13 protein-coding genes and 1 pseudogene are annotated in these 17,901 nt (G+C 60.2%); 12 read left to right on the top strand and 2 right to left on the bottom strand.

What is annotated here, in order from left to right:
• Nucleotides 1–14 precede the first annotated feature (14 nt).
• The 7 genes and pseudogenes from AC1DHT_RS02785 to AC1DHT_RS02755 form a co-directional block, all read left to right on the top strand.
• Nucleotides 15–2,672, top strand: a pseudogene (locus tag AC1DHT_RS02785) ([protein-PII] uridylyltransferase); the annotation flags it as partial.
• 78 nt (nucleotides 2,673–2,750) lie between these two features.
• Entirely contained in the window at nucleotides 2,751–3,956 is a 1,206-nt protein-coding gene (gene dapC, locus AC1DHT_RS02780; protein WP_427541007.1) for a succinyldiaminopimelate transaminase, read from the top strand.
• 185 nt (nucleotides 3,957–4,141) lie between these two features.
• Nucleotides 4,142–4,897, top strand: coding sequence for a M12 family metallopeptidase (locus tag AC1DHT_RS02775; RefSeq protein WP_427541010.1), 756 nt, complete (start codon nucleotides 4,142–4,144; stop codon nucleotides 4,895–4,897).
• Nucleotides 4,898–5,263: 366 nt separating this feature from the next.
• Entirely contained in the window at nucleotides 5,264–5,572 is a 309-nt protein-coding gene (locus tag AC1DHT_RS02770) for an arsenate reductase (RefSeq protein WP_237142995.1), read from the top strand.
• Between the two features lie 33 nt (nucleotides 5,573–5,605).
• A complete protein-coding gene (gene dapD / locus AC1DHT_RS02765) occupies nucleotides 5,606–6,640 on the top strand; it encodes a 2,3,4,5-tetrahydropyridine-2,6-dicarboxylate N-succinyltransferase (protein WP_427541013.1) in 1,035 nt (344 codons plus the stop codon).
• Nucleotides 6,641–6,757: 117 nt separating this feature from the next.
• Nucleotides 6,758–7,963 (top strand): aminotransferase class V-fold PLP-dependent enzyme, encoded by a 1,206-nt coding sequence (locus tag AC1DHT_RS02760; protein WP_427541016.1) that lies wholly within the window; start codon nucleotides 6,758–6,760, stop codon nucleotides 7,961–7,963.
• A complete protein-coding gene (locus AC1DHT_RS02755) occupies nucleotides 7,960–8,364 on the top strand; it encodes a SufE family protein (RefSeq protein ID WP_427541019.1) in 405 nt (134 codons plus the stop codon). The genes AC1DHT_RS02760 and AC1DHT_RS02755 overlap by 4 nt, the downstream gene beginning before the upstream one ends.
• Before the next feature lie 88 nt (nucleotides 8,365–8,452).
• On the opposite strand, the gene tcdA is transcribed toward AC1DHT_RS02755, so the two are convergent.
• A complete protein-coding gene (gene tcdA / locus AC1DHT_RS02750; RefSeq protein ID WP_427541022.1) occupies nucleotides 8,453–9,265 on the bottom strand; it encodes a tRNA cyclic N6-threonylcarbamoyladenosine(37) synthase TcdA in 813 nt (270 codons plus the stop codon).
• A 268-nt stretch (nucleotides 9,266–9,533) separates the two neighbouring features.
• On the opposite strand from tcdA, the gene AC1DHT_RS02745 reads away from it, so the two are divergent.
• From AC1DHT_RS02745 to AC1DHT_RS02730, 4 genes are all read left to right on the top strand, one after another.
• Nucleotides 9,534–12,125 carry a glycosyltransferase gene (locus AC1DHT_RS02745; RefSeq protein WP_427541025.1) on the top strand — a complete coding sequence of 864 codons (2,592 nt, stop codon included), beginning with the start codon at nucleotides 9,534–9,536 and terminating at the stop codon, nucleotides 12,123–12,125.
• A 217-nt stretch (nucleotides 12,126–12,342) separates the two neighbouring features.
• Nucleotides 12,343–13,494, top strand: a complete 1,152-nt coding sequence (gene dapE / locus AC1DHT_RS02740; protein ID WP_427541028.1) for a succinyl-diaminopimelate desuccinylase — start codon at nucleotides 12,343–12,345, stop codon at nucleotides 13,492–13,494.
• Nucleotides 13,494–14,303, top strand: coding sequence for a putative RNA methyltransferase (locus AC1DHT_RS02735; RefSeq protein WP_427541031.1), 810 nt, complete (start codon nucleotides 13,494–13,496; stop codon nucleotides 14,301–14,303). The genes dapE and AC1DHT_RS02735 overlap by 1 nt, the downstream gene beginning before the upstream one ends.
• A 99-nt stretch (nucleotides 14,304–14,402) precedes the next feature.
• Nucleotides 14,403–14,780, top strand: coding sequence for a hypothetical protein (locus tag AC1DHT_RS02730; RefSeq protein WP_054595899.1), 378 nt, complete (start codon nucleotides 14,403–14,405; stop codon nucleotides 14,778–14,780).
• Nucleotides 14,781–14,936: 156 nt separating this feature from the next.
• Here the strand turns inward: AC1DHT_RS02730 and AC1DHT_RS02725 are convergent, their stop codons facing one another.
• Nucleotides 14,937–15,146, bottom strand: a complete 210-nt coding sequence (locus AC1DHT_RS02725) for a cold shock domain-containing protein (protein ID WP_054595898.1) — start codon at nucleotides 15,144–15,146, stop codon at nucleotides 14,937–14,939.
• Nucleotides 15,147–15,391: 245 nt separating this feature from the next.
• On the opposite strand from AC1DHT_RS02725, the gene plsB reads away from it, so the two are divergent.
• On the top strand, nucleotides 15,392–17,896 hold the full coding sequence (plsB, locus tag AC1DHT_RS02720; RefSeq protein ID WP_427541034.1) for a glycerol-3-phosphate 1-O-acyltransferase PlsB: 2,505 nt from the start codon (nucleotides 15,392–15,394) through the stop codon (nucleotides 17,894–17,896).
• The last annotated feature ends 5 nt before the right edge of the window (nucleotides 17,897–17,901 follow it).

Here is a 17,901-nt window from a genome sequence, read left to right as displayed (position 1 = left end):
AGGAAAGCCAATCGATGCCGCAGGTGGATCCCGAACTCTTCGACCGCGGCCAGTTCCAGGCCGAACTGGCCCTGAAGGCAAGCCCGATCGCGGCCTTCAAGAAGGCCATCCGCCAGGCACAAGAGGTGCTCGACGCGCGATTTCGCAGCGGACGGGATATTCGCCGGCTGATCGAGGATCGCGCCTGGTTCGTCGACAACATCCTGCAACAGGCCTGGGAGCAGTTCAATTGGAGTGAAGACGCCGACATCGCGCTGGTCGCGGTCGGCGGCTACGGTCGCGGCGAGCTGCACCCCTACTCCGACATCGATTTGCTGATTCTGCTGGACAACGCCGATCACGAAGTTTTCCGCGACTCCATCGAGCGCTTTCTGACGCTGCTATGGGACATCGGCCTGGAAGTTGGCCAGAGCGTACGCTCGGTGGACGAATGCGCCGAACAAGCCCGCGCCGACCTGACCATCATCACCAACCTGATGGAGAGCCGCACCATTGCCGGCCCCGAGCACTTGCGCCAGCGCATGCTCGATGTCACCAGCACCGAGCACATGTGGCCGGCCAAGGAGTTTTTTCTGGCCAAACGCGCCGAACAAAAGGCCCGTCACCACAAATACAACGACACCGAATACAACCTGGAACCCAACGTCAAAGGTTCGCCTGGCGGCCTACGGGATATTCAGACGATTCTCTGGGTGGCACGCCGCCAATACGGCACGCTCAACCTGCGTGCACTGGCGGGCGAAGGCTTCCTGGTCGAAAGCGAAAACGCCCTGCTGGCCTCGTCCCAGGAGTTTTTGTGGAAGGTCCGCTACGCCCTGCACATGCTCGCCGGCCGCGCCGAAGACCGCCTGCTGTTCGACCACCAGCGCTCGATCGCCGGGCTGCTGGGTTTTGAAGGCGATGACGCCAAGCACGCCATCGAAAACTTCATGCAGCAGTACTACCGGGTGGTAATGAGCATTGCCCAGCTCAGCGACCTGATCATCCAGCATTTCGAGGAAGTCATCCTCGCACCGGAAGACGAAGCGCCGCCGCAACCGATCAACTCGCGCTTCCAGTTGCATGACGGCTACATCGAGGCAATCAACACCAACGTGTTCAGACGCACGCCGTTTGCCATGCTGGAAATTTTCGTGCTGATGGCCCAACAACCGGAAATCAAGGGCGTGCGGGCTGACACCATTCGTCTGCTGCGAGAACACCGGCACCTGATCGACGACGATTTCCGCAATGACATTCRCAATACCAGCCTGTTCATCGAACTGTTCAAGTGCAAGATCGGCATCCACCGCAACCTGCGACGGATGAACCGTTACGGCATTCTCGGGCGCTACCTGCCGGAGTTCGGTTTCATCGTCGGGCAAATGCAGCACGACCTGTTCCATATTTATACGGTCGACGCCCACACGCTGAACCTGATCAAACACCTGCGCAAATTGCAGTACACCCAGGTGTCCGAGAAATTCCCGCTGGCCAGCAAGCTCATGGGCAAGCTGCCCAAGCCGGAGCTGATCTACCTTGCCGGGCTGTACCACGACATCGGCAAGGGCCGGCATGGCGATCACTCGGATATCGGGGCGGTCGACGCCGAAGCGTTTTGCCAACGCCATCAACTGCCCGTGTGGGACAGCCGACTGATTGTCTGGCTGGTGCAAAACCACCTGGTGATGTCAACCACGGCCCAGCGCAAAGACCTGTCCGACCCGCAAGTGATCCACGACTTCGCGCAGATCGTCGGCGACGAAACCCGCCTCGATTACCTGTATGTGCTGACCGTTTCGGACATCAACGCCACCAACCCGACATTGTGGAACTCCTGGCGCGCCAGTCTGTTGCGCCAGCTCTACACCGAAACCAAGCGGGCCTTGCGCCGCGGCCTGGAAAACCCGGTTGATCGCGAAGAGCAGATCCGCCAGACCCAACGCGCCGCCCTGGATATTCTGGTACGCGGCGGCACCGACCCGGACGATGTCGAACAACTCTGGTCGCAACTGGGCGACGATTATTTCCTGCGTCACACCGCCGGCGACGTGGCCTGGCACACTGAGGCCATCCTCCAGCAGCCAGCCGATGGCGGGCCACTGGTACTGATCAAGGAAACCACTCAGCGCGAATTCGAGGGCGGTACACAGATCTTCATCTACGCGCCGGACCAGCACGACTTCTTCGCTGTGACCGTGGCCGCGATGGACCAGCTCAACCTGAACATTCACGACGCCCGGGTGATCACCTCTACCAGCCAGTTCACCCTCGACACCTATATCGTGCTCGACACCGACGGCGACTCGATTGGCGACAACCCGGCGCGGGTCAAGCAGATCCGCGACGGCCTGACCGAGGCCCTGCGCAACCCGGACAACTACCCGACCATCATCCAGCGTCGGGTGCCGCGCCAGCTCAAGCATTTTGCATTCGCACCGCAAGTGACGATCCACAACGACGCCCAGCGCCAGGTGACGGTGCTGGAACTCAGCGCCCCCGACCGTCCGGGTCTGCTGGCACGGATCGGAACGATCTTTCTCGAATTCGACCTGTCGCTGCAGAATGCCAAGATTGCCACCCTCGGCGAGCGGGTCGAAGACGTGTTCTTCATCACCGACGCGAGCAATCACCCGTTGTCCGACCCCCAGCTGTGCAGCCGTTTGCAGGACGCGATCGTCGAACAACTGAGCGGCGTATCAGTCGACGATGACGCGCAATGTCACACCGCTTTCGCGAGCAGGCTCGCTCCCACAATGAAAGAGGCCCTCATGAACAACGCTCTGAACCAGCTCCAGCCTTACCCGTTCGAGAAACTGCGCGCCCTGCTCGGTGCGGTGACGCCAAACCCGGACAAGCGCCCGATTGCATTGTCCATCGGCGAGCCGAAGCACCGTTCGCCAAGCTTTGTCGCTGAAGCGCTGGCGAGCAATCTGGATCAGATGGCCGTCTACCCGACAACCCTCGGCATTCCCGCACTGCGTGAAGCCATTGCCGGCTGGTGCGAACGTCGCTTCAACGTGCCAAGTGGCTGGATCGATCCGGCGCGCAACGTACTGCCGGTCAACGGCACTCGCGAAGCGCTGTTCGCTTTCACCCAGACCGTGGTCAATCGCAGCGACGACGCGCTGATCGTCAGCCCGAACCCGTTCTACCAGATCTATGAAGGCGCAGCGTTCCTCGCAGGCGCCAAGCCGCATTACCTGCCGTGCCTGGATGAAAACGGCTTCAACCCGGACTTCGACGCCGTATCGGACGATATCTGGAAGCGCTGCCAGATCCTCTTCCTGTGCTCGCCGGGCAACCCGACGGGGGCGCTGATCCCGGTCGAAACCCTGAAGAAACTGATCGCCCTGGCCGACGAACACGACTTCGTGATTGCTGCCGACGAGTGCTACAGCGAGCTCTACTTCAACGAACAGACCCCACCGCCAGGCCTGCTCAGCGCCTGCGTGGAACTGGGCCGCAAGGACTTCAAACGCTGCGTGGTTTTCCACAGCCTGTCCAAGCGTTCCAACCTGCCGGGCCTGCGCTCGGGTTTCGTCGCCGGCGATGCCGACATTCTCAAGGGCTTCCTGCTGTATCGCACCTATCACGGCTGCGCCATGCCGGTTCAGACCCAACTCGCCAGCGTTGCCGCGTGGAATGACGAAGTGCATGTGCGGGCCAACCGTGCGCTGTACCGCGAGAAATACGATGCTGTACTGAAAATCCTCAGCCCGGTGATGGACGTACAGCGCCCGGACGGCGGTTTCTACCTGTGGCCGAACGTTGAAGGCGATGATGCCGCGTTCTGCCGTGATCTGTTTGTCGAAGAACACGTGACGGTAGTGCCGGGCTCGTACCTGTCCCGTGAGGTAGACGGTTCCAATCCGGGTGCAGGCCGGGTACGCCTGGCATTGGTCGCACCGCTGGCCGAGTGCGTGGAAGCGGCGGAGCGGATTCGCAACTTCATAATGACTCGCAGCAATCAATAGGTATTAAGCCTGCACCGCACAATACGAATGCGGTGCAGGCGAACTCATATAAAAATATTGCCACTTACCTATATTAAATCCAGTCCAATTGACCAACGCAATAAACTGCACAACTTAATATCTCGACACCCCATTTACACTTAAATACCTTGAGGACTCACCCACAACCATACAGACACAACAACATGAATCAACTTAATTACTGTCAAACCATTCCAACTTCCGACCCGATTGCTTCTTATAACGCTGCCATAAACGAGCGCCCCAGCAACCAAGCGAGCAGCAGCGGTCGAAAAAAGCGTAGCGTCGGCGAGCACACCAAGTACTGGCGCCCCGGAAGAACGTTGAAAATCCTTGTTTTCAAATATGACGAACATTCCTTTGAGGCCATAAAAAATGGCGCAAACAAATGGCAACCCTACGTCAATCTAAATTTCGAATTCATTGAAATGGACGAACAGGATATTTTCCAATCCGATGAACGCCTGGGGGATATCCGAGTCGCCTTCTACCCAAGTCTCGGTGGAGGTGGAAGTTCTGCAATAGGCACCGACTCACTCACAGGAGACCCCCAAGCGCCATCAATGTCTTTTTTTCAAACCGACTTTTCTTCTCCCAATTTCGAGAGCATCGTAATTCATGAATTTGGACACGCGCTAGGCCTGGGCCATGAACATCAACATCCGGATGCCGAAATACCTTGGGACCGAGAAAAAGCATATTACCATTTTGCAGCAACGGCTAATCTTTCCAGAGAGCAAGTTGACGCCAACGTCTTTCCACTTGAGCGCACGACCAATCGAACTTACACCCCCTACGACCGGCACTCAGCAATGCATTACCAAGTTCACAACGAACTCACCGTGGGCAACTGGCATCAACCTTTAAACAGGCACATCAGCGAAGGGGACATCGCCGCCATACGCGCGATTTATCCATAACACTGATAGCACCTATTTAATACAGTTACTTTACTGCTCCGGCTTAGCCCCACTTAAATCCAGTTCACTCAATACCTCGCACAGCCTGTCATCATCCGATGGGTGATGACAGGCTGTGGCTATACAGTTACAGGCGCTGCGCCCGCAGTGCTTTTCAGGCAGCCGCCTGGACTGACCATTGCGCCAACATCTCGCACGAAACGGCAGATGACCACAATAAAAAGACAAACCCGACCACAGCCGACGCGAACCCGTCCGGTCATGGCATAATCCATCACCTTTCGTTTCCAGCACTCCAAGGGGGGCAATTCCTTGACCGCTTCAAGCAAAACGTTGCACCTTTTCGGCATCAAAGCCTGCGACACCATGAAAAAGGCGCGCACCTGGCTCGATGAAAACGCTGTCCATTTTGACTTTCATGATTACAAAACGGCCGGTATCGACCGTGAACACCTGACCCAGTGGTGCAACGAGCACGGCTGGCAAGTGGTGCTCAACCGTGCAGGCACGACCTTTCGCAAACTCGACGACGAACGCAAAGCCGATCTCGACCAGGCGAAAGCTATCGAATTGATGCTCGCACAACCTTCGATGATCAAGCGCCCGGTGCTCGATCTCGGTGACCGAACCCTGATTGGCTTCAAGCCAGACATTTACGCGGCAGCGCTCAAGTAAGCCAGCCCRTTCAATTTTGTTAGAGGTATAAACATGTCCACTACCCTGTTCAGCCTGGCCTTTGGTGTCGGCACTCAAAACCGTCAAGGTGCATGGCTGGAAGTGTTTTACGCAGCTCCGGTTCTCAAGCCATCGGCTGAGCTCGTCGCCGCTGTCGCGCCGATTCTGGGCTACACCGAAGGCAATCAGGCCATCGCTTTCACTACCGCCCAGGCCGCGCAACTGGCTGAAGCCCTGAAAGCAGTCGATGCTGCTCAAGCGGCGTTGCTGACCCGCCTGGCCGAAAGCCACAAGCCGTTGGTTGCCACCCTGCTGGCCGAAGACGCACAACTGAGCTCCACCCCTGAGGCCTACCTCAAGCTGCACCTGCTGTCCCATCGCCTGGTCAAGCCACACGGCCTGAACCTGGCCGGGATCTTCCCGTTGCTGCCGAACGTGGCCTGGACCAGCCAGGGCGCAATCGACCTGAATGAACTGGCCGAACATCAACTGGAAGCGCGCCTGCGTGGCGAGCTGCTGGAAGTGTTCTCGGTCGACAAGTTCCCGAAAATGACCGACTACGTGGTACCGGCTGGCGTGCGTATTGCTGACGCTGCGCGGATCCGTCTGGGCGCCTACGTCGGCGAAGGCACCACCGTGATGCACGAAGGTTTCGTCAACTTCAACGCTGGCACCGAAGGCCCGGGCATGATCGAAGGTCGCGTCTCTGCGGGCGTGTTCGTCGGCAAGGGTTCGGACCTGGGCGGCGGCTGCTCGACCATGGGCACCCTGTCGGGCGGCGGCAACATCGTGATCAAGGTTGGCGAAGGCTGCCTGATCGGCGCCAACGCCGGTATCGGCATTCCATTGGGCGACCGCAACACCGTCGAGTCGGGCCTGTACGTGACCGCTGGCACCAAGGTGGCACTGCTGGACGAGAACAACAAACTGGTCAAAGTGCTCAAGGCCCGCGAACTGGCGGGCCAGCCTGACCTGTTGTTCCGCCGCAATTCGGAGACCGGTGCCGTGGAATGCAAAACCCACAAATCGGCCATCGAACTGAACGAAGCGCTGCACGCTCACAACTAAGCAGCCTCAAATGATCACCTGTAGGAGCGAGCCTGCTCGCGAAGCTTTTTGGCGGCCTCAAGGACGCCATCGCGAGTAAGCTCGCTCCCACAGGGTCATGCGCATGGGCCGAACAACATGATGATTCCCTCTCCCTGGCGCGCCGATTTTCCGGCCATCGCCGCTCTGCAACGGCAAGACCAGACCTATCTGGACAACGCCGCCACCACCCAGAAACCCCAAGCCCTGCTCGACGCACTGGCGCATTACTACGCCAACGGCGCGGCCAACGTCCATCGTGCGCAACACCTGCCCGGCGCCCACGCCACGCAGGCGTTCGAAGGCAGCCGCAGCAAAGTCGCGCACTGGCTCAATGCTGGCAACAGCGGGCAAATCATCTTTACCCACGGCGCAACCTCTGCGCTGAACCTCCTGGCCTATGGCCTGGAACACCTATTCAATCCCGGCGATGAAGTCGTCATCAGCGCCCTGGAACACCACGCCAACCTGTTGCCGTGGCAGCAATTGGCACACCGTCGCGACCTGAAACTGGTGGTGTTACCGCTGGACGCGGACGGTCTGATCGATCTCGACGCCGCCTCCCAACTGATCGGCCCACGCACACGGTTGCTGGCGGTCAGCCAGTTGTCCAACGTGCTCGGCGCGTGGCAACCGTTAGCGCCGTTGCTGGCGCTGGCCAAGGCGCAAAACGCCTTGACCGTGGTCGATGGCGCCCAAGGCGTGGTCCATGGCCGCCATGACGTGCAGGCGCTGGGTTGCGACTTTTACGTTTTTTCCAGCCACAAACTCTATGGCCCGGACGGTCTCGGCGTGCTGTATGGCCTCAACGAAGCCCTGCAACAGCTGCGCCCATGGCAGTTCGGCGGCGAGATGGTGCTGGACGCCAACTACCACGACGCGCGCTTCCGCCCGGCTCCGCTGGGTTTTGAAGCCGGCACACCGCCGATTGCCAGCGTGATTGGCCTGGGCGCGACCCTCGACTATCTCGCCGGTCTGGACCAGGACGCCGTGTGCGCCCACGAAGCCGCGCTGCATGATTACCTGTTGAAGGGCTTGCAGGCGCGCAATGGCATTCGCCTGCTGGGCAAGCCGCAACTGGCACTGGCCAGTTTTGTCGTCGAAGGCGTGCACAACGCCGATTTGGCGCATCTGCTCACCGAACAGGGCATCGCCGTACGTGCCGGACACCATTGCGCCATGCCGTTGTTGAAGAGCTTCGAGCTGGCGGGGGCAATTCGGGTTTCGTTGGCGCTGTACAACGACTCGGAAGACCTTGAGCGCTTTTTCGAAGCCCTTGATCAAGCGCTGGAGTTGTTGCGATGAGCCTGCCGGCGGATGCCATTACGGCACTGGAAACCTTTCAGGCCGCTGCCGGCTGGGAACAACGCGCTCGCTTGCTGATGCAATGGGGCGAACGGCTTCCGCCATTGAGCGATGCAGACAAGACCGAGGCCAATCGCGTACATGGCTGCGAAAGTCAGGTATGGCTGGTGGGCGCGCTGCAAGACGGTCATTGGCAGTTTGCTGCCAGCAGCGATGCGCGGTTGATTCGCGGGTTGGTGGCGCTGCTGCTGGCGCGGGTCAACGGCTTGACCGCCGCCGAGTTGCAACAGGTGGATTTGCCCGATTGGTTTAATCAACTGGGGTTATCGCGACAACTGTCGCCGTCGCGCAGCAATGGCTTGAATGCGGTGTTACAGCGAATGAATGAGTTGGCGGGTTAATCGCCATCGCGAGCAGGCTCGCTCCCACATTGGAATGCGTTCACTGTGGGAGCGAGCCTGCTCGCGATGAGGCCATCAGCCACACCTGTCAAACCTCAGGCTTGACCCGATCCGCCGGGCGCCGCACACCCGCCACAATCTTATCCACAGCCTTGGTCGCGGCAACCATGCCGAACGTCGCGGTCACCATCATCACCGCGCCAAAACCGCCAGCGCAGTCGAGTTTCACCCCATCGCCGACGAAGCTCTTCTGCAAGCAAATGCTGCCATCGGGTTTCGGATAGCGCAGCTGCTCGGTGGAGAATACGCACGGCACGCTGTAGTGACGGGTCACGGTGCGTGAGAAACCATAATCGCGACGCAACGTGGAACGCACTTTCGAAGCCAGCGGGTCATTGAAGGTCCGGTTCAGGTCACACACCTGGATCAGCGTCGGATCGATCTGCCCGCCCGCACCGCCCGTGGTGATGATCTGGATCTTGCGACGTTTGCACCAGGCGATCAGCGCAGCCTTGGCGTTGACGCTATCGATGCAGTCGATCACGCAGTCGATATTTGGCGTGATGTACTCGGCCATGGTCTCGCGGGTGACGAAATCCGCCACCGCGTGCACGGTGCATTCCGGGTTGATCCCGCGCAGGCGCTCGGCCATCACCTCGACCTTGGGTTTGCCGACAGTGCTGTCCAGTGCATGCAACTGGCGATTGGCGTTGCTGACGCACACGTCATCGAGGTCGAACAGCGAGATTTCGCCGACACCGCAACGGGCCATGGCTTCCGCCGCCCAGGAACCGACGCCACCGACGCCAACAATCGCCACATGGGCCGCGCGCAAACGCGCCAGGCCTTCGATGCCATACAAGCGGGCAATGCCAGCAAACCGCGGATCTTCTGTACTCATGACCACTACCCTAAAAACCGGCGCGCATTATAGGGCCGATGCGTGCCAAGAACATCTTTGCGCTATAAACGGCAGCGGGTCGTGCTTTATTTGTGCCCGCATTTGTACATTTTTTGTCACACAAAAGAACTTAAGCGAAGATGGCTTGCCCAATGTCCGGCTTTTTTCTGTCTGCTGTACGCTCAGTTGAAGGCCAGTGTAGGATGCGCGCCGATTGGCGCGTGCCAACCGTCCCCTCGTTCCACACCTTTTGGAACCCGATATAGCTATGTCATCGCGTAAATTTGGACTCAATCTGGTGGTAGTGCTGGCGATTGCCGCGCTGTTCACCGGTTTCTGGGCGCTGATCAACCGCCCCGTCACGACCCCCAACTGGCCTGAGCAGATCTCCGGTTTTTCTTACTCGCCGTTCCAGCAAGGCCAGTTCCCACAGAAAAGCCAGTTCCCGTCCGACGATGAAATGCGTCGCGACCTGGAGATCATGAGCAAGCTGACCGACAACATCCGGACCTACTCCGTCGACGGTACGCTGGAGGACATCCCGAAACTGGCGGAAGAATTCGGCCTGCGCGTAACGCTCGGGATCTGGATCAGCCCCGATCTTGAGCGTAACGAACGCGAGATCCAGCGCGCCATCGCGCTGGCCAACAGCTCGCGCAGCGTCGTGCGCGTGGTGGTCGGTAACGAAGCGATCTTCCGTAAGGAAATCACCGCCGAGCAATTGAGCGTGATCCTCGATCGCGTGCGCGCAGCGGTAAAGGTTCCGGTGACCACGTCCGAGCAATGGCACGTCTGGGAAGAAAACCCGATGCTGGCCAAGCACGTCGACCTGATCGCGGCTCACATCCTGCCGTACTGGGAATTCATTCCGGTGGACCAGGCCGGCCAGTTTGTTCTGGACCGTGCCCGCGACCTGAAAAAACTCTTCCCGAAAAAGCCGTTGCTGCTGTCCGAAGTGGGCTGGCCGAGCAATGGCCGCATGCGCGGTGGTGCTGATGCGACCCCGGCGGACCAGGCGATTTACCTGCGTACGCTGGTGAACAAGCTCAACCGCCAGGGCTTCAACTACTTCGTGATCGAAGCATTTGACCAGCCATGGAAAGCCAGCGACGAAGGTTCGGTAGGTGCCTACTGGGGCGTGTTCAACGCCGCGCGTCAGCAGAAATTCAACTTCGAAGGCCCGGTCGTAGCGATTCCGCAATGGCGGGTACTGGCGGTCGGCTCCGTGGTCCTGGCGTTGTTGTCCCTGACCCTGCTGATGATCGACGGCTCGGCCCTGCGCCAGCGCGGTCGGACCTTCCTGACCTTCACCGCGTTCCTCGGCGGTTCGGCACTGGTGTGGATCGGTTACGACTACAGCCAGCAATACAGCACCTGGTTCAGCCTGACGGTGGGCTTTCTGCTCGCCCTCGGTGCGCTCGGGGTATTTATCGTACTGCTGACCGAAGCCCACGAACTGGCCGAGACCGTCTGGACCCACAAACGTCGGCGTGAATTCCTGCCGGTGGTGGGCGACTCGGACTACCGTCCGAAAGTCTCGATCCATGTGCCGTGCTACAACGAGCCGCCGGAGATGGTCAAACAGACCCTCAACGCCCTGGCCAACCTCGACTATCCGGACTTCGAAGTCCTGATCATCGACAACAACACCAAGGACCCGGCCGTCTGGGAACCGGTGCAGGCCTATTGCGAAACCCTCGGCCCGCGCTTCAAGTTCTTCCACGTCTCGCCATTGGCCGGTTTCAAGGGCGGTGCACTGAACTACCTGATCCCGCACACCGCCAAGGATGCCGAAGTCATCGCGGTGATCGACTCGGACTACTGCGTCGACCCGAACTGGCTCAAGCACATGGTGCCGCACTTCGCCGATCCGAAAATCGCCGTGGTGCAGTCGCCACAGGATTATCGCGACCAGAACGAAAGCACCTTCAAGAAGCTCTGCTACGCGGAATACAAAGGCTTCTTCCACATCGGCATGGTGACCCGTAACGACCGTGACGCGATCATCCAGCACGGCACCATGACCATGACCCGTCGCTCGGTGCTCGAAGAGCTCGGCTGGGCTGACTGGTGCATCTGCGAAGACGCCGAATTGGGTCTGCGGGTGTTCGAAAAAGGCCTGTCGGCGGCGTACTACCACAACAGCTATGGCAAGGGCCTGATGCCCGATACCTTTATCGACTTCAAGAAACAGCGTTTCCGCTGGGCCTACGGAGCGATTCAGATCATCAAGCGGCACACCGCCAGCCTGTTGCGCGGCAAGGACACCGAGCTGACCCGTGGCCAGCGTTACCACTTCCTCGCGGGCTGGTTGCCGTGGGTCGCGGATGGCATGAACATCTTCTTCACCGTCGGCGCCCTGCTCTGGTCGGCGGCGATGATCATCGTGCCGCAACGGGTCGATCCACCGCTGCTGATCTTCGCAATCCCGCCCCTGGCGCTGTTTGTGTTCAAGGTCGGCAAGATCATTTTCCTCTACCGCCGCGCGGTCGGGGTCAACCTGAAGGATGCATTCTGCGCGGCATTGGCCGGCCTGGCGTTGTCGCACACCATCGCCAAAGCGGTGCTGTACGGTTTCTTCACCAGCAGCATTCCGTTTTTCCGCACCCCGAAAAATGCCGATAACCACGGTTTCTGGGTAGCGATTTCGGAAGCGCGCGAAGAGCTGTTCATCATGCTGCTGTTGTGGGGCGCGGCACTGGGGATTTACCTGGTGCAAGGCCTCCCGAGCAACGACATGCGCTTCTGGGTGACCATGTTGCTGGTGCAGTCGCTGCCGTATCTGGCTGCGCTGATCATGGCCTTCCTGTCTTCGCTGCCAAAACCTGCGCCAGAAACCGAGCCGGCACCTGCCGCTTAAATCTGCGCAAACCACTAAACGGCGGCCTCTGGCCGCCGTTTTGCTTTAAGATATCTGCCATTTTGCAGGGCTTGGCCGGTCACAATCCAACGGCCGAACTCAATACCTGTGGGAGCGGGCTTGCTCGCGAAGCTGTTGGCGCCAGTGCTGGCCCCTTCGCGAGCAAGCCCGCTCCCACATTAGTCCGCGCCCATATTTCATGTTTCTGGAGCATCCCATGACGGCCCACGCCGACCTTTCGCCGACCCTCCAACTCGCTATCGACCTGATCCGTCGTCCGTCCGTGACGCCGGTCGACGCCGATTGCCAGAAGCAGATGATGCAGCGCCTGGGCGATGCCGGTTTTGCGCTTGAGCCGATGCGCATCGAGGATGTGGATAACTTCTGGGCCACCCACGGCAAACACGACGGTCCGGTGCTGTGCTTCGCCGGTCACACCGATGTGGTGCCGACCGGCCCGGTGCAGGCCTGGCAGATCGATCCGTTCGACGCGGTGATCGACGAACACGGCATGCTCTGTGGCCGTGGCGCGGCAGACATGAAAGGCAGCCTGGCCTCCATGACCGTGGCGGCCGAACGTTTTGTCGCCGACTACCCGGACCACAAGGGCAAGGTCGCCTTCCTGATCACCAGCGACGAAGAAGGCCCGGCGCATCACGGCACTAAAGCAGTGGTCGAACGCCTCGCAGCGCGCAAAGAGCGTCTGGACTGGTGCATCGTCGGCGAACCGTCGAGCACCACCCTGGTCGGTGACGTGGTCAAGAACGGCCGTCGCGGCTCCCTTGGCGCCAAGCTCACCGTGCGCGGTGTGCAAGGTCACGTGGCCTACCCGCACCTGGCGAAGAACCCGATCCACCTCGCCGCCCCGGCCCTGGCCGAACTGGCCGCCGAGCACTGGGACCACGGCAATGATTTCTTCCCGCCGACCAGTTTCCAGATTTCCAACGTCAACTCCGGCACCGGCGCGACCAACGTCATTCCCGGTGATCTGGTGGCGGTGTTCAACTTCCGTTTCTCCACCGAGTCGACCGTCGAAGGCCTGCAACAGCGGGTGGCCGATATCCTCGACAAACATGGCCTGGACTGGCACATCGACTGGGCGCTGTCCGGCCTGCCGTTCCTCACTGAGCCGGGCGCCCTGCTCGATGCGGTGTCGGCAAGCATCAAGACCATCACCGGTCGCGAAACCAAGGCATCCACCAGCGGTGGTACGTCGGACGGGCGCTTCATCGCCACCATGGGTACGCAAGTGGTCGAGCTTGGCCCGGTCAACGCGACGATTCACCAGGTCAACGAGCGCGTGCTGGCCAGCGACCTCGACCTGCTGACCGAAATCTACTACCAGACCCTGATCAAGTTGCTCGCCTGATGCTCGCCTGTCCTATCTGCAGCGCGCCGCTGAACGCGGTCGACAACGGCGTCGCGTGCCCGGCCGGGCATCGCTTCGACCGCGCCCGCCAGGGTTACCTGAACCTGCTGCCGGTGCAGCACAAGAACAGCCGTGACCCAGGCGACAACCAGGCGATGGTTGAAGCCCGTCGCGACTTCTTGAACGCTGGGCATTACGCGCCAGTGGCCAAGCGGCTCGCCGAGCTGGCGGCTGAACGTGCGCCACAGCGCTGGCTGGACATAGGTTGTGGCGAGGGTTACTACACCGCGCAAATCGCCGACGCCCTGCCGAATGCCGATGGCTACGCGCTGGATATCTCCCGCGAAGCGGTCAAACGCGCCTGCAAACGTAACCCGCAGCTGACCTGGTTGATCGCCAGCATGGCCCGGGTACCGTTGGCCGATGCCAGCTGCCAGTTCCTTGCCAGCGTGTTCAGCCCGCTCGACTGGCAGGAAGCCAAACGCCTGCTCAGCCCGGGTGGCGGCTTGATGAAAGTCGGGCCGACCAGCGGCCATCTGATGGAACTGCGTGAGCGTCTGTACGACGAAGTGCGTGAATACACCGATGACAAACACCTGGCCCTGGTGCCAGAAGGCATGACGCTGCAACACAGCGAAACCCTCGAATTCAAACTGAATCTGGTGAATGGCCAGGACCGCGCCAACCTGCTGGCCATGACGCCTCACGGCTGGCGCGCAAGTGCCGAACGCCGGGCGGCCGTCATCGAACAGACCGAGCCGTTCGAGGTCAGTGTGTCGATGCGCTACGATTACTTCGTTCTGCAGTAATTATTTCAGAGCAACCCTTAAACTTTTGGCCTTGAGCAGTGGCTTGAGGCCGGCTAAATCCGCGAATGGATTTTTCGAAACCCGCAGTGAGGAACATCCATGCGCCAACCCGATATCGAGATTTACCTGAAAGACGCCGACGTCGACTACAAGGCCATCGCCACCTGGCTCGGCGCGGCGCTGGGCCCTTGCACCGACTGGGTTCAGAAAGGTCAGACCTACAAGTGCAAGGCCGGCAACGTGCCTGTGACCTGGCTGCCAAAAGCCGTGGGCAAGTGGAACAGCCTGTACCTGGAAAGCGACCAGACGCCGTGGGACGACGACATCGCCTGCGCCCGCGCCGCCTTTGCCGCGCTGAACGTCGAAGTGCGCTGCGCGCCAGGGACCTGGGTCGAGGAAGAAGGTGAAGAGACGGCTGATCGCTGGATTCGGATCAGCGTCGACGGTGAAGAAGAGATCACCTGGAAAACCGCTTAAAACCTGAACCTGCGATGGCATGCCCAACAAAGATCTAATGTGGGAGCGAGCCTGCTCGCGATAGCGGTGCAAGACGCGCAGTAGATATCGCGTCGAATGACGTCATCGCGAGCAGGCTCGCTCCCACAGTGGTTTTGTATGAGGCAAAGATTGGGTTTACAGACCTACTACGTCTTCGGCCTGCAAACCTTTCTGCCCATCGACCACTGCGTATTCAACCTGCTGGCCTTCGGCCAACGAGCGGTGGCCTTCACCACGGATCGCGCGGTAATGCACGAACACGTCTGCCCCGTCCTCACGCTGAATGAAGCCGTAGCCCTTGGCGTCGTTGAACCACTTCACGTTGCCGGTCTCGCGCGTTGCCATCAATCAATCCCCCTTTTTTTATTATTGGTCGGCCTGTTCACGGACAAGCCTTGAGAACGTTTGCCAGCGCTCGGTTTTCTGTAAGAAACAGCGCCGATAGTGGCAAACGACTGGCCGAGTATATGACAGCCACAAAAACTCTCAACTCAAGATTACTTCGGCGCTTTTTTGCCGATTTTCGACGAATACGGCACACTACCGGCCCCGAGCGCTTGCTCGGTTTTTTCAACTAAAGCAGAAGCCGTATGACCCGCTCCCCGTTCCGCCGTCTGGTGTTTGGCGCCTTGCGCCGACTGTTGTACCTCTGGGTTCGCTCGGAGACGATCAATCAGTCGTCCTTCACCCTCAACCTCGACCGCAGTCGTCCGGTGTTCTACGTCCTGCAAAATCCTTCGCTGACCGACCTCGCCGTGGTCGATACCGAATGCCGCAAGGCCGGACTGCCACGCCCGGTGCTGCCGACATCGGTGGGCAACCTGGTGGAGCCTGCCGCGTTCTTCTACCTGACACCTGAGCCCGACTGGCTCGGCCGCCAGGACAAGCGCGGCGCACCGCCCACCCTCACCCGGCTGGTCAGCGCCTTGAGCCAGAATGGCGCCGAAGACGCGCAGATCATCCCGGTCAGCGTGTTCTGGGGCCAGTCGCCGGACAGCGAATCGAGCCCGTGGAAATTGCTCTTTGCTGACAGCTGGGCGGTGACCGGGCGCCTGCGCCGACTGCTGAGCATCATGATTCTGGGGCGCAAGACCCGCGTGCAATTCTCCGCGCCGATCCACCTGCGCGAGCTGATCGAGCACAACAAGGGCCATGAACGCACCGTGCGCATGGCCCAACGCATTTTGCGGGTGCACTTTCGCAACCTCAAAGCCGCGGTCATCGGCCCGGACATTTCCCACCGTCGCAACCTGGTCAAAGGCCTGCTGAATCAGCCACTGGTCAAACAGGCGATCCTCGACGAAGCCGAGCGCGAAAACATTTCGCCCGAGAAAGCCAAGGCGCAGGCCCTGCGTTACGGCAACGAAATTGCCTCGGACTACACCTACACCGCGATCCGTTTTCTGGAAGTGGTGCTGAGCTGGTTCTGGAACAAGATCTACGACGGGATCAAGGTCAACCACATCGAAGGCGTGCAGAACGTCGCCCAAGGTCACGAAGTGATCTACGTGCCGTGCCATCGCAGCCACATCGATTACCTGCTGCTCTCCTACCTGCTGTTTCGCAACGGCCTGACCCCGCCGCACGTCGCCGCCGGGATCAACCTCAACATGCCGGTGATCGGCAGCCTGCTGCGCCGCGGCGGGGCGTTCTTCATGCGCCGCACCTTCAAGGGCAATCCGCTCTACACCTCGGTGTTCAACGAATACCTGCACACGCTGTTCACCAAAGGCTTTCCGGTGGAGTACTTCGTCGAGGGCGGCCGTTCGCGCACCGGGCGCATGCTGCAACCGAAAACCGGGATGCTGGCGATCACCCTGCGCAGCTTCCTGCGCTCGTCGCGCATGCCGATCGTTTTCATCCCGGTGTACATCGGTTACGAGCGGGTACTCGAAGGCCGGACCTACCTCGGCGAACTGCGTGGCGCGAGCAAGAAGAAAGAGTCGATCTTCGACATTTTCAAAGTCATCGGCGCGCTCAAACAGCGCTTCGGCCAGGTGGCGGTGAACTTCGGCGAGCCGATCAAACTGGCGGAGTTCCTCGACAGCGAACAACCGGATTGGCGCACCCAGGAGCTGGGCCCACAGTTCAAGCCGGCCTGGCTCAACGCGACCACCAACCGTCTCGGCGAGCGCGTAGCGCGGCATTTGAACGAAGCGGCCGCGATCAACCCGGTGAACCTGGTGGCGCTGGCGCTGCTTTCCACCAGCCGTCTGGCGCTGGACGATCGCGCCATGGCGCGGGTGCTTGATTTGTATCTGGCCTTGCTGCGCAAAGTGCCTTACTCACCACACACCACGCTGCCGGAAGGCGACGGCCGGGCGCTGATCGAACACGTCAAGGACATGGACCTGCTCTCTGAGCAAAGCGATGCGCTGGGCAAGATTCTTTACCTGGACGAGCAAAACGCCGTCCTGATGACCTACTACCGCAACAACGTGCTGCACATTTTCGCCCTGCCGGCGTTGCTTGCGAGCTTCTTCCAGAGCGCCTCGCGCATGAGCCGCGAACAAATCCTGCGCTACGCGCGCGCGCTGTATCCGTACCTGCAATCGGAGTTGTTCATTCGCTGGTCGCTGGACGAACTGGATGCGGTGATCGACCAATGGCTCGAGGCCTTTGTCGAACAAGGCCTGCTGCGTTTCGAGAACAACGTGTACTTGCGCCCGGCGCCAAGCTCCCGGCATTTCGTGCTGCTGACCTTGCTGTCCAAGAGCATCGCGCAGACCTTGCAGCGCTTCTACATGACCGTTTCCCTGCTGCTCAACAGCGGCCAGAACACCCTCACCGCCGAAGAACTGGAAGACCTGTGCACGGTCATGGCCCAGCGCCTGTCGATCCTGCATGGCCTGAACGCCCCGGAGTTCTTCGACAAGAGCCTGTTCCGCCACTTCATCCAGACCCTGCTGAACCTCGACGTGCTCAAGCGCGACGAAGCCGGCAAGCTGAGCCACCACGAACTGCTCGGCGAACTGGCTGAAGGCGCGGCCAAACGGGTATTGCCGGCAGAGATTCGCTTGTCGATCCGTCAGGTGGCGCTGCATCGCAGCGAAGATGCGGCGGATCAACCCGCACCTGCGCTGCAAGCCGACTAACTGAT

The sequence above is a fragment of the Pseudomonas sp. 05N432 genome (genome assembly GCF_056396945.1).
This window is presented reverse-complemented; position numbering and strand designations above follow the sequence as displayed.

Bases quoted from the DNA above. Each gene is read 5' to 3' on its own strand.
- dapC (WP_427541007.1), top strand. From the start codon at position 2,751: ATGAACAACGCTCTGAACCAGCTCCAGCCTTACCCGTTCGAGAAACTG.
- AC1DHT_RS02775 (WP_427541010.1), top strand. From the start codon at position 4,142: ATGAATCAACTTAATTACTGTCAAACCATTCCAACTTCCGACCCGATT.
- AC1DHT_RS02770 (WP_237142995.1), top strand. From the start codon at position 5,264: ATGAAAAAGGCGCGCACCTGGCTCGATGAAAACGCTGTCCATTTTGAC.
- dapD (WP_427541013.1), top strand. From the start codon at position 5,606: ATGTCCACTACCCTGTTCAGCCTGGCCTTTGGTGTCGGCACTCAAAAC.
- AC1DHT_RS02760 (WP_427541016.1), top strand. From the start codon at position 6,758: ATGATGATTCCCTCTCCCTGGCGCGCCGATTTTCCGGCCATCGCCGCT.
- AC1DHT_RS02755 (WP_427541019.1), top strand. From the start codon at position 7,960: ATGAGCCTGCCGGCGGATGCCATTACGGCACTGGAAACCTTTCAGGCC.
- tcdA (WP_427541022.1), bottom strand. From the start codon at position 9,265: ATGAGTACAGAAGATCCGCGGTTTGCTGGCATTGCCCGCTTGTATGGC.
- AC1DHT_RS02745 (WP_427541025.1), top strand. From the start codon at position 9,534: ATGTCATCGCGTAAATTTGGACTCAATCTGGTGGTAGTGCTGGCGATT.
- dapE (WP_427541028.1), top strand. From the start codon at position 12,343: ATGACGGCCCACGCCGACCTTTCGCCGACCCTCCAACTCGCTATCGAC.
- AC1DHT_RS02735 (WP_427541031.1), top strand. From the start codon at position 13,494: ATGCTCGCCTGTCCTATCTGCAGCGCGCCGCTGAACGCGGTCGACAAC.
- AC1DHT_RS02730 (WP_054595899.1), top strand. From the start codon at position 14,403: ATGCGCCAACCCGATATCGAGATTTACCTGAAAGACGCCGACGTCGAC.
- AC1DHT_RS02725 (WP_054595898.1), bottom strand. From the start codon at position 15,146: ATGGCAACGCGCGAGACCGGCAACGTGAAGTGGTTCAACGACGCCAAG.
- plsB (WP_427541034.1), top strand. From the start codon at position 15,392: ATGACCCGCTCCCCGTTCCGCCGTCTGGTGTTTGGCGCCTTGCGCCGA.